Consider the following 16,566-nt stretch of genomic DNA (forward strand, 5'->3'; position numbering starts at 1 on the left):
GGGCGGGCGCACTGGAGTGTCGGTGCGGCCCGATAGGCTGAAAGCATGACGCGAGCCGAGCAGCCAACGGCCCATCACCCGGCCCCCGACGACGCCCTCGTCGCGGACTCCCGCGAGCGTGCCGTGCGCGCGCTGTTGCGCCGGCCACAGCTGAGGAGGTTGTGGAGCGCACAGCTCGTCAGCGGTATCGGCGACATGCTCGCGCTCCTGGTGCTGGTCCTTCTCGTCCTCCAGGCGGCGATCGCCGAGGAGTCGTTCGGTGGTGGGTACCGGGGCGTGGCCTTCGCGGTCGCGGCGGTCTTCGCGGTGCGCGTCCTCGCGACCCTGCTCTTCGGCGCCGTGCTCCTCGGGCCGCTCGCCGCGCTCACCTCGCAGGACGGCCCCCTCGACCGCCGCTGGACCATGGTCGGCGCGGACGGTCTGCGGGTCGCGCTGCTGATCATCGCGCCGCTGTGGATCGACTGGACGCCGCAGGACGCGCTCGCCCTGCTGCTGGTGACCGTGTTCGTCACCGGGGTCGCCGAGCGGTTCTGGACGGTGTGCCGTGAGAGCGCGGCGCCCGCGCTGCTGCCCGCGCCGCCCCCGGAGGGCGCGACGGTACGGCCGCTGCCGGACCACCTGGACGCGCTGCGGCGCCTGTCGCTGCGTACGACGTTCGTGACCGTGCCCCTTGCGGCCGCCGCGCTGGTCGTCGCCGGATTGTTCAACAATCTGCTGGGCGCCGGGATCGCCTGGTTCGGCCAGCACCAGGCGGCCCTCGCCTCGTACGTGGCGGCGGGCCTGTTCGCCGCGTCGCTGTCGGTGCTGACCTTCCTGGAGGTTCCCGGGACCCGCACCCCGCGCGCGCGGTCCCCGCTGGAGGGGCTGCGCCGTCCCCGCTCGGCAGAGGGCTCCGACAAGGGCCGCACGGGTGCGATGCCGCTGCTGGTGCTCGCCTGCGCCGCCGTCGCCGGCGCGGTGGCCGCCGTCGTCGCGGTGTCCGTGCTGCACGCCAAGGACCTGGGCGGCGGCCCGGTGACGTACGGGCTGCTGGTGGGCGTGCTCACCGGCGGTGTCGTCGTCGGCATCCGCACGGCGCCCAAGGTGCTGGTGTCGCTGTCGCGGCGCCGCCTGCTGGCCCTGGCGATCGCCTTCACCGGCGTCGCGCTGCTGGCCGCCGGGCTCGTCCCGGACCTCGCCACCGTGCTGCTGATCGTCGCGCTGGCCGGTGCGGGCGCCGGTGTGGCCGCCAACACCGGGCACACGCTGCTCGACCAGGAGTCCGAGGACTTCCGGCGGGCCCGCACGACCGAGCACCTGCACGCGATGGTGCGGGTCTTCGTGGCGCTCGGCGCGCTGATCGCGCCCGTGGTGGCCGCGCTGATCGGGCCGCACCGGCTGGAGAACGGCAAGTTCGTGTTCGCGCACGGCGGGGCGGCGTTCACGCTGATGCTGGTCGGCGCGCTGCTGCTGCCGGTGGCCGCGCTGGTGCTGGCCAAGCTCGACGACCGCTCCGGGGTGCCGCTGCGCCAGGACGTGCGCGACGCGCTGCTCGGCGGCGACGACCCGGAGCCGACGCCCGCCACCACCGGGTTCTTCATCGCCCTGGAGGGCGGCGACGGCGCCGGAAAGTCCACCCAGGCCGAGGCGCTCGCCGAGTGGATCAGGGACAAGGGCCACGAGGTGGTGCTGACCCGGGAGCCGGGGGCCACCCCCGTGGGCAAGCGGCTGCGCTCGATCCTGCTGGACGTCTCCAGCGCAGGCCTCTCGCACCGGGCCGAGGCGCTGCTGTACGCGGCGGACCGGGCCGAGCACGTGGACACCGTGGTGCGGCCGGCCCTGGAGCGCGGCGCGGTCGTCATCTCCGACCGCTACATCGACTCCTCGGTGGCCTACCAGGGCGCCGGCCGTGACCTGTCGCCGACCGAGATCGCCCGGATCAACCGCTGGGCGACCCACGGCCTCGTCCCGCATCTGACCGTGCTGCTGGACGTCTCGCCGGAGGCCGCGCGCGAGCGGTTCACGGAGGCGCCCGACCGGCTGGAGTCGGAGCCCGCCGAGTTCCACGCGCGCGTGCGGTCCGGCTTCCTGACGCTGGCCGCGGCCGACGCCGGGCGCTATCTGGTGGTGGACGCCGGGCAGGAGGCCGAAGCCGTCACCACCGTGATCCGGCACCGGCTCGACCAGCTGCTGCCGCTGTCCGAGGCCGAGGTCCGGGCCCGGGAGGAGGCCCGCCGCAAGGCCGAGGAGGAGGCCCGCCGCAAGGCGGAGGAAGAGGCCGCCCGCAAGGCCGAGGAGGAGCGCCTGGAGCGCGAGCGCCAGGAGCAGCTCGCCCGGCTGCGCGCCGAGGAGGAGGAGCGCAAGCAGCGCGAGCTGGAGGAGGCGCAGCGGCGCGAGGCCGAGCGGCAGGCGGAGGAGGCCCGGCAGCGGGCCGAGGAGGCGAGCCGCCGTGCCGAGGAGGAGCGGGTCCGGCTCCTCGCCGAGGAGCGGGCGCGCGCCGAGGAGGAAGCCCGCCGCAAGGCCGAGGAGGACCGGCGCCGGCAGCAGGCCGAGGAGGAGGCACGGCTGCGCGCCGAGGCCGAGGAGCGCCGCCTGGAGAAGCAGCGCAAGGCCGAGGAGGCGCTGCTGCGGGCCGAGGAGGCTCGCCGGGCCGCCGAGCAGGCGGCGTCGGCGGCGGCCGCGGGACCCCGGCCGTCGGCTCCCGCGACGCCCGACGTGCCCACCGACGCGGCGACCGTGCCGACGCCGGTGGTGACGCCGACCAACGCCTCCGGCGGACCCGTGGAGGACACGGCGGTACTGCGGCCGGTGCGCCCCGACGCCGGGAGGCCGCAGGCGCGGACGGACGCCGGCGGGCCCGGGTCCGACGCCGAGGTGACGACGGAGCTGCCGCAGCCGGGGACGACCGCGGGTGCGGCCGACGAGACGGCGGTGCTGCCGCCGGTCCGGCCGTCGGGTGCGGCCGACGAAACCGCCGTGCTGCCGCCGGTCGTGCCCGGCGCCGCGGACGAGACCGCGGTGCTGCCGCCCGTGCGGGACGAGGACCCCGCCGACCGGGTGCCGCCCGGCTACTTCCGGGACGAGCCCCAGGGCGCGGAACCGGACGGCACCGAGGACCGCACGCGGGAGCTGCCCCAGCTCGACGCCGACGGCAGGCCGCAGCGGCGGCCCCGTCCGGACTGGGCCGAGGAGACCCCGCTCGACGACCTGCCGTCGCTGGCGGACGAACTGCTCGGACCGCACGAGGACGGGTACGACGACGAGCAGGGCGGGCGCGGCAAGGGGCGCGGGCGCTGAGGCGCGTGCGCTGAAGCGGTGCGTGCGCTGAAGCGGTGCGTGCGCTGAGTCGGTGAGTGTGCTGACGGGGGGCGTGCGGCTGACGGGACGTGGCCGTGGAGCCCTCCGTCGTCGTTCCCGGCCGCGTCCCGCCGCGTGGTCGGTGGTCGCGTCCGTCGTTGTCGGTGGTCGCCCCCACAATGGAGGGCGTACCGCGAAGTGTGACGGAAGGGCGGCGTGACCCATGAGCGTCTGGGACGACCTCGTCGGGCAGGAGCGGGTGAGCGAGCAGCTCACCGCCGCTGCCCGGGACGCCGACGCCCTGGTCTCAGCCGCCGCGGCCGGCACCGCGCCCCCCGAGGCGTCCAAGATGACGCACGCGTGGCTGTTCACGGGACCGCCCGGCGCGGGACGGGTCCGGACCGCGCGGGCGTTCGCGGCGGCGCTGCAGTGCGTCAGCCCGGACCGGGCGCTCGGCGGCGCACCGGGGTGCGGTTTCTGCGACGGGTGCCACACGGCGCTGGTCGGTACGCACGCCGACGTCTCCACGGTCGTCGCGGTCGGTGCGCAGATCCTGGTCGTCGACATGCGGGACACGGTCCGCAAGTCGTTCACCTCTCCGGCGAACGGCCGCTGGCAGGTCATCCTCGTCGAGGACGCCGAGCGGCTGAACGAGAAGTCCGCCAACGCCGTCCTGAAGGCGGTGGAGGAGCCCGCCCCGCGGACGGTCTGGCTGCTGTGCGCCCCCTCCATCGAGGACGTCCTGCCCACCATCCGCTCCCGTTGCCGCCACCTGAATCTGAGCACGCCCTCGGTGGACGCCGTCGCCGACATGCTCGTGCGCCGCGACGGCGTCGAGCCCGACGTGGCAGCCGCGGCGGCCCGCGCCACGCAGGGGCATGTCGACCGGGCCCGCCGCCTCGCCACGGACCCGGCGGCACGCGAACGCCGGGCGGCCGTGCTCAGACTGCCGTCGCGCGTGGACGACGTCGGCGGCTGTCTCCGGGCGGCGCAGGAGCTGGTGGACGCGGCCGCGGAGGACGCCAAGCAGCTCGCCGAGGAGGTCGACGGCAAGGAGACCGAGGAGCTGAAGGCGGCGCTGGGCGCGGTGCAGGGAGGACGGATGCCCCGGGGCACGGCGGGCGTGATGAAGGACCTGGAGGACAAGCAGAAGCGCCGGCGGACCCGGACGCAGCGCGACAGTCTCGACCTCGCCCTCACCGACCTGACCGCCTTCTACCGCGACGTCCTCGCCCTCCAGCTCGGCTCCCGCGTCGCGCTCGCCAACACGGACGCCGAGGACGCGCTGGAGCGGCTCGCGCGGAGCAGTGCACCCGAGTCCACGCTGCGGCGCATCGAGGCGATCGCCGCGTGCCGGGACGCGCTCGACCGGAACGTGGCGCCGCTGCTCGCCGTCGAGGCGATGACCCTGGCCCTCCGGGCGGGGTGAGCGGGGGTCGCCGGCGATGTCCGTCAGCGCCGTCGGTGACGTACCTCGTCCGTGGGACATCCGTGGGACAGCCTGCACTCGTCCGAGGCGCGGGCCGCACGGAGCGCGTTCAGGCGATGGCGCAGCGTTACGCTCGCGGGATGCACACAAGGCGCACCCACCGCAGGCCCAGGTCCGTGTTCAGCGTCAGGTCCCGCACCGGAGCCGGCTTCCTCGCCCTCGCGGCGCTGGTCGCATCCGCCTGCTCCTCCGGGAGCTCGACGAGTTCCGCCAGCGCGCCGGCCCAGGCGGCGCTCGCCGCACTGCCCCAGGCGGCGTCCGCCACGCTGACGTCGTACTACGGACAGAAGCCGAGCTGGCGCTCGTGCGGTGTCCCCGGCTTCGAGTGCGCGACGCTGCGGGCGCCGCTCGACTACGCCAGGACCGACGCCGGCGACGTGCGGCTCGCCGTGGCCCGCAAGAAGGCCACCGGGCCGGGCAAGCGGCTGGGCTCACTGCTGGTGAACCCGGGCGGGCCGGGCGGTTCGGCGGTCGGCTACCTCCAGTCGTACGCCGGGATCGGCTACCCCAAGGAGGTGCGCGACCGGTACGACATGGTCGCGGTCGACCCTCGCGGGGTCGCCCGCAGCGAGCCCGTCGAATGCCTCGACGGGCGGGAGATGGACGCGTACACGCAGACGGACATCACGCCCGACGACCGGCGCGAGGTCGACGGCCTGGTCGCGGCGTACAAGAGCTTCGCCGAGGGGTGCGGGGCGGACGCCCCCGATCTGCTGCGGCACGTCTCCACCGTCGAGGCGGCCCGGGACATGGACATCGTGCGGGCGGCGCTCGGGGACCGGAAGCTGACCTACGTCGGGGCGTCGTACGGGACGCTGCTCGGTGCGACGTACGCCGGGCTCTTCCCGAAGCAGGTGGGGCGACTGGTGCTGGACGGCGCGATGGACCCGACGCTGTCGGCGCGTCGGCTGAACCTGGAGCAGACCGCCGGGTTCGGGACGGCGTTCACGGCGTTCGCGAAGGACTGCGTGCGGCATGCCGACTGCGCCGTCGGGGGCCGTGGGGTCAAGCCGGAGCAGGTCGGGCGGAACCTGAAGGCGTTCTTCGACAAGGCCGACGCGAAGCCGCTGCCCACGGGCGACGAGGGCGGCCGCCGCCTCACCGAGTCGCTGGCCACCACCGGGGTGATCGCGGCCATGTACGACGAGGCGGCCTGGCCGCAGTTGCGCGAGGCGCTGACCGCGGCCGTGAAGAAGAACGACGGCGCGGGCCTGCTGGCCCTGTCCGACGGCTACTACGAGCGGGACGCCGACGGCCGCTACTCGAACCTGATGTACGCCAACGCCGCCGTGAACTGCCTGGACCTTCCGCCCTCCTTCGACACCCCGGACGACGTCCGCAAGGCGCTGCCCTCCTTCGAGAAGGCGTCCCCGGTGTTCGGTGAATCCCTCGGCTGGGCGGCCCTGAACTGCGCGTACTGGCCGGTCGCGCCCACGGGCGAGCCGCGCCGCATCGAGGCGAAGGGGGCGGCGCCGATCGTGGTGGTCGGCACCACCCGGGACCCGGCGACGCCGTACCACTGGGCGCAGGGCCTGTCCCGCCAGCTCTCCTCCGGCCGCCTCCTGACCTACGACGGCGACGGCCACACCGCGTACGGGCGCGGCAGCGAGTGCATCGACCGTACGATCAACGCGTATCTCCTGCGCGGTACGGCCCCCAAGGACGGAAAGCGCTGCTCCTAGACCCGCCCCCGGCCCCGGAGTCACCCGCCCCGGGGCCGGTACGGAGCACCCCCGGAAACTGTGTAGACTTACCGACGTTGCTGATCGCACCATGGTGCCGACAGCGCGCCGCCTTAGCTCAGATGGCCAGAGCAACGCACTCGTAATGCGTAGGTCTCGGGTTCGAATCCCGAAGGCGGCTCGGTCCAAAGCCCAGCTCAGACATTGTCCGAGCTGGGCTTTTGCGTTCCAGGAATTGTTGATGAACATCCGGGTTTGCGTCGTTCCCTTTTTTGTTCTTTTGGTGCCTTTTGCCAATTTCCGGGCGGATGTCACCATGCGAAACTCCAGCAACATCATGAGCATGTCGTTATTGGGGAGAGTGGGGGAGTGTTGCGCGGGATGTGGGGGGCCGTTGTGCTGACAACGGCTGTGCTGCTGGCTGGATGCGGGACGGACAAGGCAGGACGTTCCCATGACGGCCGGGACCCGGGGACGCGGACGGCCGGCGAAAGCACTGCCAGCGCGAGTGCGAGCGGGAGCGCGGCAACGGCCGCGACGGAGATGAGCCAGTCCGAGGTGCAAGCGGGCATCGCCGCCGGTATGCGGGCCGGTGGATTCTCCGAACCGAGGTACGTCGCCCTTGAGAACGACGATCCGTTCGACGCTTGCATGATCGACGGTGGCACGTCCACCGACACTGATCCGAGCCCGAAGGACATCGCCCTTCTGTCCGGAGAGCTGAAGCGTCAGGGATGGGTCCAGGAGGACTACTGGGCGGAGGAGGGCATGACGCTCCTGTACATGCGAAGAGGGGCGTGGACGGTGACTTTCATGGGCGGCACCCTTACGAAGGAGGAAGTCGCCGAGCGCCTGCCGGAGGATGAGCGGGCGGCCGCCCAGAAAATCAAGGGCCTGCGCGTTGCCGCGGTCGACCGTGCGTGTCAGAACCGCGTGTACAAGAGCCTGTACCCGTGACCTGAGCCGGGTCATCGGCGGCCGCAGTGGATACGCGCAACCTCTCCGTCCGCCGGGAGGTGGATGAGGTATCCGGTTAGACTCGTCGCATGACGAGCGCCCATCGGCGCAAGGACGCCGCCCGCAACCGGGAGCGGATCGTCGCCGTGGCCCGGGAACTCGTGGACGAGGGCGCGCCGCTGCAGCTCAACGACGTGGCCCGACGGGCGGGTCTGGGCGTCGGTACCGTCTACCGTCACTTCCCCACCGCCGAGGCTCTCCTGGAGACCCTCGCGACGCCCGGTCTCGAGGCACTCGCCGCCTACGGCGAGCGGGCGCTGGCCGACGACGACCCCGGCCGGGCCCTTGCCCGCTTCCTGCGCCGCACCGTCGAGGCGCAGGTCACCGACGCTTCGCTGTCCCGGGTCACCGCCATGGCCGCGGACGCCCTGCCGCGCACCACCGAGCTGAAGCGGACGCTGGCGGCGGTCGGCGGGCGACTGCTCGACCGGGCCCACGCGGCCGGCGCCGTGCGCCCCGACCTGACCGGCGAGGACCTGGTCCCCCTGATGTGCGGGATCGCCTACGCCGCGCGCGTCCACGTCGGCCCCGCCGACCGCGTCGAGACCGCTCGCCGCTATCTGACCTCGCTGCTGGAGGGCCTGTACCCCACCACCGCCGGGCAGCGGGAGCCCACGGCGAAGGACCCGTCGGCGTGAAGGCGCTCGCGAGCATCGACGCCACGCTGCCGACGGACCGGCACCCCGAGCACGTCTGGTACACCTCCTACGGCTCCAACGTGCATCTCGACCGGCTCGCCTGCTACATCAGGGGCGGTCGCCCGGCGGGGGCCGGGCGGGAGTACCCGGGGTGCCGCAACCCCGCGATGCCCACCCGGTCGATCCCGGTGGAGCTGACCGGCGCCCTGTACTTCGCCACCAGGTCCCCGGTCTGGGGCGGCGGCCGGGCCTTCTACGACCCCCGGTGCGGCGGCCGGGTGCTTGCCAGGGCGCACCTGGTGACCGCCGACCAGTTCTTCGACATCGCCGCCCAGGAGATGTACCGGGACCCGGGAATGGACCTCGACCTGGTCGACGTACTGACGAACGGGCGGGCCGTGCTGGGCGAGGGACGCTACGAGACCCTCGTGTGCGCCGGGCAGGTCGCCGGTCTGCCCGCGCTGACCTTCACCGCTCCCTGGCGGATGAACGAGGTGCCGTGGGTCCCGCCCTCCGCCGACTACGTGAGGTTCCTGTCCTCGGGCCTGGTGTCGGCGGGCGCGTGGGACAGGGAGGCGATCACGTCGTACGTCGCCGCCTGCCCCGGCGCGCGCGGTCACTGGTCTGAGATGGCCCTCATCGATCTGCTGAGCCCGGACACGTGACGGAGGGCGCCCCCGGTCAGCCGAGGACGCGGACCGGGGTGCCGGCGAGGTAGGCCTCGATGTCCTCGACGGCCTGACCGTAGTAGCGGCGGTAGTTGGCCTGCGAGACGTAACCCAGGTGCGGGGTGGCGAGCAGGCGCGGGGCCTCGCGCATCGGATGGCCGGCGGGCAGCGGCTCGACGTCGAAGACGTCCACCGCCGCGCCGGCGATCCGGCCCTCGCGCAGGGCGGCGAGGAGTGCCTCCTGGTCGACGATCGCCGCGCGGGAGGTGTTGACCAGGTGCGCGGTCGGCCGCAGGAGGGCCAGTTCCGCCGGGCCCAGCAGGGCCCGGGTGCGGTCGCTCAGGGCCAGGTGGACCGAGACGAAGTCGCTGGTCGTGAGGAGCTCCTCCAGCGTCGGGGAGAGGTGGACCCCGATCTCGTCCGTGCGCTCCTCGGTGAGGTTCTGGCTCCAGGCCGTGACCTCCATGCCGAAGGCCAGGCCGATCCGGGCCACGCGGCTGCCGATCTTGCCGAGGCCGAGCAGGCCCAGGCGGCGGCCGTGCAGGTCCGCGCCGACGGTGGACTGCCAGGGGCCGCCGGTGCGCAGGGCGGTGCTCTCCTGGACGATGCCACGGGCCAGGCCGAGGATCAGGGCCCAGGTCAGCTCGACCGGGGGAGTGGAGGAGCTCTCCGTGCCGCACACGGTGACACCGTTGGCGTGCGCGGCGGCGTAGTCGATCACGGAGTTGCGCATGCCGGAGGCGACGAGGAGCTTGAGGCGGGGGAGCCGTTCGAGGAGCGAGGCGGGGAAGGGGACGCGTTCGCGCAGGGTGACCACGAAGTCGAAGTCGAGGAGGGCCGTGGCCAGTTCGTCCTCGGTGCGGAAGTGGTCGGCGAAGGTCGCGACCTCGACCCTGTCGCCGAGGGGGGTCCAGTCGGCGACGGTGGTCGCGACGCCTTGGTAGTCGTCCAGTACGGCGCAGCGGTAGCGCATGTCTCGTCCTCCCGGGGGCCGGTGTCTCTCCCCAGGGTGGCGGGTGCGCCGCACGTTCGGACGCGGGCCCCCGTCGTTCACCTCTGCCGACCGGGGCCCACTGGCGTCCCGGGCCCGGCCGCGGCGGCGACACTCCCCCGAGTTGCGCGGCCATACGCGCGCACCGTCGGGCCGGATCCGATGATGTGATCACATCAGGCCACACCAACGGATCGCTAACATGTGGCCAATGGTTTTCCCCGGCGTCTGCCCGGGGGCCGGCGTGCCGGAACGGTGGCGGGTTCCGGTCGTGGTCGCCCGGGTGCGGGTGGCGGAAAGTGCCGGGTGGAAGGCTGTGGGCGGTGTGATGCGGTGCCGACCCCGGTTCGGACTGCGGTTCGGGCTGCTGGGGCCGCCTGTTCTGTACGTGCCGTGGGGAGGCGGGCCTTTCCGGGAGGATCCGGCGCACGCGTCGTCGCACGAAGTGCCCCAGCAAGCGGTGCCGCCGCACGACGTGTCGTCGCACGAGGTGCCGCCGCACCCAGAGCCCTTGCGCGAGGCGCCGTCGGGACCTGCCGTGCGCCCTCTGAGCAGCCCCATGGCACGCGTCCTCCTCGCCGCCCTGCTCCTGGAGGCCGGCCGGGTCGTCCCCGTCGCGTCGCTCAAGGACACCTTGTGGGGCGGCGCGCCGCCCGCCTCCGCGAAGGCCTCCCTGCACAACCACGTGGCCCGGCTGCGCCGGATGCTCGACGAGCCCGGCCGACTGCGTGCCGTGCCGCCCGGATACCTGCTGCGGGTCGAGCAGGGTGAGCTGGACGTCCATGTCTTCGAGGCCCACGTCGCCGCCGCGCGTAACGCGCACGCGGGGCGGGAGTGGGAGCGGACGGTGCGCGAGTGCGCGCGGGCGCTCTCGCTGTGGCGGGGCGCGCCCCTGAGCGGGCTGCCGGCCGACGTGGGCGGGTACGCGTTCGTGCAACGGCTGGTCGAGGCGCGCCTGCTGGTCCTGGAGTGGCGCCACGACGCCGAACTCGCCCTCGCGGAGGAGCGGGCCGCCGGACGGGAACGGCTGGCCGGGCTCGTCCCGGAGCTGGCCGCCCTCGCCGCCGAGCATCCGCTCCACGAGGCCTACCACCGTCAGCTCATGCTCGCCCTGCACCGCACCGGCCGCCGCGCCGAGGCCCTCGCCATCCACCGGGATCTGCGGTCGCGGCTCCTGGAGGAGCTCGGTGTCGAGCCCGGGGCCGGGGTGCGCGCGGCCCATGTGGAGGTGTTGCGTGGGGCCGTACAGAGGGGTGCCGCGCCGGAACGCCGGCTTCCGGGCGACCGGACCGCGCCCGTCGCGAGCGCGGCGCCGCCGGACGAGCGCGGCCCCGAGACGGCCGCCGCACCGAGACCGTCCCAACTCCCACCCTCACCCGCACACTTCACCGGCCGCGTCCCGGTACGCGACGCCCTGCTCCGGACCCTCGCCCGGCCGGCCGCGCTCGCCGTCGTCAGCGGCATGGCCGGCGTCGGCAAGAGCGCGCTCGCGCTGTATGCCGCGCACACGATGGCGGAACGTTTCCCCGATGGTCAGCTCTACGTCCATCTGCACGGCGCCACCCCCGGCATGACCCCCCTCACCGCGGGCCAGGCGCTCACCGCGCTCCTGCGCGACCTCGGTGTGGAGCCCCGCAGCGTCCCCGAACACCCCGATGCCGCCGCCGCGTTGCTGCGCTCGCTGCTCGCCCCGACGCGCACGCTCCTGGTGCTGGACGACGCCGCGAGCGCCGCGCAGGTACGGCCGCTGCTGCCGGCCGGCGCCGGGTGCGCGGTGATCGTCACGAGCCGTTCGCCGCTGACCGCGCTCGACGGCGCCCGCCGCTTCGCGCTCACGCCGCTGAGCGGAGCGGAGAGCGCGGCGCTGCTGCGGGCGGTGTCCGGGCGGGACGGGCTCGACGCCGGGCACCCGCTCGTCGAGCTCACCGGCCGGCTGCCGCTCGCCCTGCGCGTCGTCGCCGCCCGGCTCGCCGCCCGCCGGGCGCTCACCCCGGACGTCCTCGCGGCTCAACTGACCGCGACCGAGGGGCGCTTGCACCATCTGGAGTACGACGACCTGAGCGTACGGCGTTCCCTCGCCGTCGCCCACGACGCGCTCGCCGCCTCCGACCGCGAGGCCGACCGGGACGCCGCCCTCGCACTGCGCAGCGTCGGCGCGCTCGACCTGCCGTCGTACGGCGCACCCCTGATCGCCCGCCTCACCGGCACCGGCGAGCGCCGCGCCGAGGCCGCGCTGGACCGGCTGGTCGACGTGGCGCTCCTGGAGGAGACGGCGTACGCCCGCTACGCACCGCACGACCTGGTCCGCGACTTCGCCCGCGAACTGGCCGCCTCGGGCGGACGGACGGAGGCCGACACGGCCGAAACCCGCCGGCACCCCCGTCGCAACGCGCACCCCCACCCGCACTCCCACTCCCACCCCGGCCCTGACCCGCACCCCAGCCTTGATCCCCACCCCCGCGAAGACCTCGTCGACACCGCCCTCCGCTGGTACGCCGCCACCGCCGAGCGCACCCTCACCGCCATCGTCGAGCCGGGGCTCGACCAGGACGACCGCCGCCGTCCCACGGCCGCACAGCCCGCCGGCCATGCCGCGCACGTGGCGACGGTGGCCGCCTTCGAGGGGACCGAGGCGGCGTTCGCCTGGGCGGACGGCGAACTGTGCAACATCGTCGCGCTGGTCGAGGCGTACGCCGACGGCGCGTGCGAGCGCCGTGCCGCCTACCTGTCCACCCTGCTGCGGCTGCTCTCCCCCTGCCTCCACCGCGGCGGCCGCATCCCCGAGATGGAACTGCTCGGGCGGGCCGCGCTCCAACTGGCGCGGCGGTTCGGGGACGCGGCGGCGGAGGCGACCGCGCTGGTCGACCTCGCCGGGATGCACTTCCTCACCGGCCGGCACAGCGAGGCGCTCGCGCTGAACGACGAGGCGCTGGGCATCTGGCGTCGCCTCGAAGCCGTCTCCTGGGTCCGGCGCTGCCTCAACAACCGGGGGCTGCTGCTCGAAGGCCTGGGACGGTACGCGGAGTCGGAGGACGCGTTGCGCCAGAGCCTCGGGTACTCACGCCGGCTGGACGATCCCTACGGCGAGGCCGTGACGTACAGCCATCTCGGCAACCTGCACGAGCACACCGACCCTCGCGTCGCCGTCGAGCACCACCGCCGTTCGCTCGCCCTCGGCGTCGCGATCGGCGCCGTCATCGTGCAGCACACGGCGCACTGCAACATCGGCTACGCCCGTCTCACCCTCGGAGAACCGGCCGCCGCCGCCGAGCACTTCGAGGAGAGCCTGCGCATCCTCGGCGGGCACGGCGACTGGCACGGCGAGTCGCAGAGCCGGCTCGGCCTGGTCCGCGCGCTGCGGCAGCTGGGCCGTGCCGGGCGCGCCGAGCGTGAGTGCGCGGAGCTGCTGCGCCGCGCGGACGCCCGCTCCGACCGCTACACCGGGGGACTCGGCCGTCACCAGCACGGGCTGCTGCTGCGCGACCAGGGCCGCGAGGACGAGGCGCACCAGGCGTGGCGCACCGCACTCGCCGACCTGGACGGCACGGACGAGCGGGCGGTCGTCACGGAACTCCGGTCCCTGATCCCGCGCTCCTCCTGATCACTTCGCGTCGGCGTAGCAATCGACCACGGCCGTCGAGAACGGGAACCGCACCGGTGTCTGGCCGAACGTCAGCCGGGCCGCCAGCGCCCCCGCCTCCCGGATCGCGGCCACGACCGTCTCGGCCTCCTCCTGCGGACAGTGCACGATCACCTCGTCGTGCTGGAAGAAGACCAGTTCGGCGGCGAGGTCCGCGCAGGTGCGGCGCAGCGCGGCGAGCAGCAGCAGGGCCCAGTCGGCGGCGCTGCCCTGGACGACGAAGTTGCGGGCGAAACGGCCGCGGGCGCGGGCGTTGGTGGAGGCGTAACCCGGCACCCACTGCGGGGAGTCCGGCTCGTCCTCCGTCGCGGTGACGGGGATGCCGGCCTCCTCCGCCGCGTCCTCGCCCGCCCCGGCGGCCGGGGGACAGGTGCGACCCAGCCACGTCCGCACCAGGCGCCCCTCCTCACCGGCGCGGGCCGCGTCGTCGACGTACGCCACCGCCTTGGGGAAGCGGCGTCTGAGGGCGGCGAGGTTCTTCAGCCCGTCGCCGGAGGTCTGCCCGTAGACCGCGCCGAGCACGGCGAGTTTGGCCTGGGCGCGGTCGCCGGAGAAGGCGCGGTCGGAGACGGACTGGTACAGGTCGCTCTCCCGGCCGGCGACCTCCATCAGACCCGGGTCGCGGGAGATCGCCGCCAGCACGCGCGGCTCCATCTGGTCGGCGTCGGCGACGACCAGCCGCCAGCCCGGGTCGGCGACCACGGCACGCCGGATGACCTTGGGGATCTGCAGGGCGCCGCCGCCGTTGGTCACCCAGCGGCCGGTGACCGTGCCGCCGGCCAGGAACTCCGGCCGGAACCGCCCGTCCCGCACCCAGTCCTGGAGCCAGGACCAGCCGTGCGCGACCCGGATGCGGTACAGCTTCTTGTACTCCACCAGCGGCTTCACCGCCGGATGGTCCAGGCTCTCGATCTCCCAGCGCCGGGTGGAGCCGACCTTGATGCCGGCCTGCGCGAAGGCCTTGATCACGTCGGCCGGCAGATCGGGCCGCACCCGGCGCCCGAACGCGGCGGACACCTCGTCCGCGAGCTCGGCCAGGCGGCGTGGCTCGCCACCGCCCGCGTACCGCTCGCCGAGCAGTTCGTGCAGGACCTCGCGGTGCGCCTCGGCGCTCCAGGGCACCCCGGAGCGGTTCATCTCGGCCGCCACCAGCATCCCCGCCGACTCGGCGGCCGTCAGCAACCGCATCCGGTCGGGGTGCGCGGCCCGGTCGTGCCGCCGCTGCTGCTCGGCGTAGACGGCGAGCAGGTCGTCGAGGGGTACGTGCCTGCTCCGGGGCTCGAACAGCGGGGACTGGGCGCCCGGTTCCGCGGCGCGCTGCGGGGGATCGGGGGGTACGGGCCCACCGCGCAGGCGGGCGAGTGCGGCGGCCGCCGAGCGGGGTTCGCCGTACCGCCCCTCGTGGCCGAGGAGGAGGGTCTCGGCGTCCTCGATGTCGTAGCACCGCTCCACCCGCACCCCCGCGGCGAGCAGGCGGGGATAGATCTCGGCGGTCGACCGCCACACCCACCGCGTGACCTGCGGCCGGCTGCGCACGGCGGCCGCCGGGTCCTGCTCCCGCAGCACCGGCCCGGCGGGCAGCCCGTCGGGACCGAGGGGGGCGACGTCCACGCCACCGTCCTCGGCCGGAGCGAGCGCCCACCGGTCGGCCACGCCTGCGAGTGTCGCACCAGGGTCTGACAACACCGCCCCACGCCGACCCCCGGCCTTCGCGCGAAGCGCCCCCGCACGACGCCGGGCATTGCCCCCCGCCTGGACGTCCGCGGGTACGGATTCCCGGGCACCGACTACCGGTCACGGCCTCCCGGTCACGGCCACTCGGCACGGAGCTCTCCGCGGACGGCCCCCGGCACGGACGTCGGGCCTGGCTCTCCTTGCGGGGGGCGCCTCCCGGGTACGGATGCCCGGGCATGGACTCCCGGGCACGGTCCACCGGGCATGGACCCTCCACGGGTGCGGACTTCCGGGCGTGGGCCCAGCAGGGACTCCCGGGCAGGGTCCACCGGGCATGGACCCCTGACGGGTGCGGACTTCCGGGCGTGGGCCCCGCATGGACTCCCGGGCAGGGTCCACCGGGTATGGACCCCTGACGGGTGCGGACTTCCGGGCGTGGGCCCCGCATGGACTCCCGGGCACGGTCCGCCGGGCATGGACCCCCACGGGTACGGACCCCGGGCATGCCCTCCCGGCACGGGCTCCCGGGTCGGCCACTCCGGCACGTCTCTGTCACAGGGCTCGCCCAGCACGGACCCCCGCCACGGAGCCCGCCCGGACCAGAGCCTCACCGCACAGACCCCCCGCACGGATACCCCGCACAGACCCCCCGCACAGACCCCCCCCGCACGGAGCCCCCCGGCAGGGACCCCCGCGCACACCCCCCTCAGCTCCCCCCAGCAGCCTCCCCCGTCCCCCCCTCGTCCGCGTCCGCGCCCTCGCCCTCCCGCTCGCGCATCAACTCCTCCAGCGCCTCCGTGACGTACTGCTCCACGCCCGCCTTCGTGATGCCGAGTCCGTACAGCAGGCCCGCGCCGTTCTCGAACTCCAGGAGGGCCAGCAGGATGTGCTCCGTGCCGACGTAGTTGTGGCCGAGGCGGAGGGCCTCGCGGAAGGTGAGTTCCAGGACCTTCTTGGAGTCCGAGGCGTACGGGACGAGTTCCGGCCCCTCCTCCGCGGCCGGCGGGAGCGCCGCGGTGGCCGCCTCGCGGACCGCGTCCAGGGTGACGCCCTGTGCCGTGACGGCCCGTGCGGCGAGCGCCTCGGGTTCCGTGAGCAGCCCGAGCACGAGGTGTGCGGGCAGCCCCTCGGCGTGGTGCGCCGCCTTGGCCGCGTCGTGCGAGGCGACGACCACCTTCCGCGCGCGGGGGGTGTAGCGGCTGAAGCCCTGGCTCGGGTCCAGGTCCATGGACTCCTTCGGCACGAACCGCTTCTGAGCGGCCTGCCGGGTGACGCCCATGCTCTTGCCGATGTCGCTCCAGGAGGCGCCGGAGCGCCGGGCCTGGTCCACGAAGTGGCCGATCAGGTGGTCCGCCACGTCCCCCAGGTGCTCGCCGGCGAGGACCGCGTCCTGCAGCTGGTCGAGGGGTTCGTTGTGGACCTTCTTGATGGCCGCGATGAGGTCGTCGAGACGGATGGATGACGTGAAGTCGGGGTTCTTCGTCATGCGTC

Annotated in this window: 10 protein-coding genes and 1 tRNA gene; 8 read left to right on the forward strand and 3 right to left on the reverse strand. The window is 74.4% G+C overall.

Translation table 11 applies throughout. The annotated features are described in order from the left end of the window. The first annotated feature begins 45 nt into the window (after positions 1-45). The 7 genes from tmk (at position 46) to ACIP2X_RS22270 (ending at position 8,767) form a co-directional block, all read left to right on the forward strand. Positions 46-3,276, forward strand: coding sequence for a dTMP kinase (tmk, locus tag ACIP2X_RS22240; RefSeq protein WP_401675688.1), 3,231 nt, complete (start codon positions 46-48; stop codon positions 3,274-3,276). Between the two features lie 223 nt (positions 3,277-3,499). Further along, positions 3,500-4,705, forward strand: coding sequence for a DNA polymerase III subunit delta' (locus ACIP2X_RS22245; RefSeq protein WP_401675690.1), 1,206 nt, complete (start codon positions 3,500-3,502; stop codon positions 4,703-4,705). Positions 4,706-4,845: 140 nt separating this feature from the next. Continuing rightward, positions 4,846-6,447 (forward strand): alpha/beta hydrolase, encoded by a 1,602-nt coding sequence (locus ACIP2X_RS22250; RefSeq protein WP_401675692.1) that lies wholly within the window; start codon positions 4,846-4,848, stop codon positions 6,445-6,447. Positions 6,448-6,554: 107 nt separating this feature from the next. Further along, positions 6,555-6,628: transfer RNA gene (locus ACIP2X_RS22255), tRNA-Thr, on the forward strand. 362 nt (positions 6,629-6,990) lie between these two features. Then, positions 6,991-7,404 carry a hypothetical protein gene (locus ACIP2X_RS22260; RefSeq protein ID WP_401675695.1) on the forward strand — a complete coding sequence of 138 codons (414 nt, stop codon included), beginning with the start codon at positions 6,991-6,993 and terminating at the stop codon, positions 7,402-7,404. Positions 7,405-7,493: 89 nt separating this feature from the next. Beyond that, on the forward strand, positions 7,494-8,102 hold the full coding sequence (locus ACIP2X_RS22265) for a TetR/AcrR family transcriptional regulator (RefSeq protein WP_401675697.1): 609 nt from the start codon (positions 7,494-7,496) through the stop codon (positions 8,100-8,102). Continuing rightward, a complete protein-coding gene (locus ACIP2X_RS22270) occupies positions 8,099-8,767 on the forward strand; it encodes a histone deacetylase (RefSeq protein ID WP_401675699.1) in 669 nt (222 codons plus the stop codon). Before ACIP2X_RS22265 ends, ACIP2X_RS22270 begins: the two co-directional genes overlap by 4 nt. A gap of 16 nt (positions 8,768-8,783) precedes the next feature. Here ACIP2X_RS22270 and ACIP2X_RS22275 read toward each other — a convergent pair whose 3' ends face one another. Next, a complete protein-coding gene (locus ACIP2X_RS22275; protein WP_401675701.1) occupies positions 8,784-9,743 on the reverse strand; it encodes a D-2-hydroxyacid dehydrogenase family protein in 960 nt (319 codons plus the stop codon). Between the two features lie 346 nt (positions 9,744-10,089). Between ACIP2X_RS22275 and ACIP2X_RS22280 the strand changes: the two genes are divergently transcribed. Further along, complete coding sequence (locus ACIP2X_RS22280) at positions 10,090-13,362, forward strand: BTAD domain-containing putative transcriptional regulator (RefSeq protein WP_401675842.1); 3,273 nt, start codon at positions 10,090-10,092, stop codon at positions 13,360-13,362. On the opposite strand, the gene ACIP2X_RS22285 is transcribed toward ACIP2X_RS22280, so the two are convergent. Then, on the reverse strand, positions 13,363-15,054 hold the full coding sequence (locus ACIP2X_RS22285) for a bifunctional 3'-5' exonuclease/DNA polymerase (RefSeq protein WP_401675703.1): 1,692 nt from the start codon (positions 15,052-15,054) through the stop codon (positions 13,363-13,365). 727 nt (positions 15,055-15,781) lie between these two features. After that, positions 15,782-16,561 (reverse strand): Clp protease N-terminal domain-containing protein, encoded by a 780-nt coding sequence (locus ACIP2X_RS22290; protein ID WP_401675705.1) that lies wholly within the window; start codon positions 16,559-16,561, stop codon positions 15,782-15,784. Between the last annotated feature and the right edge of the window lie 5 nt (positions 16,562-16,566).

Source organism: Streptomyces sp. NPDC089424 (assembly GCF_044749345.1).
Taxonomy (GTDB): domain Bacteria; phylum Actinomycetota; class Actinomycetes; order Streptomycetales; family Streptomycetaceae; genus Streptomyces.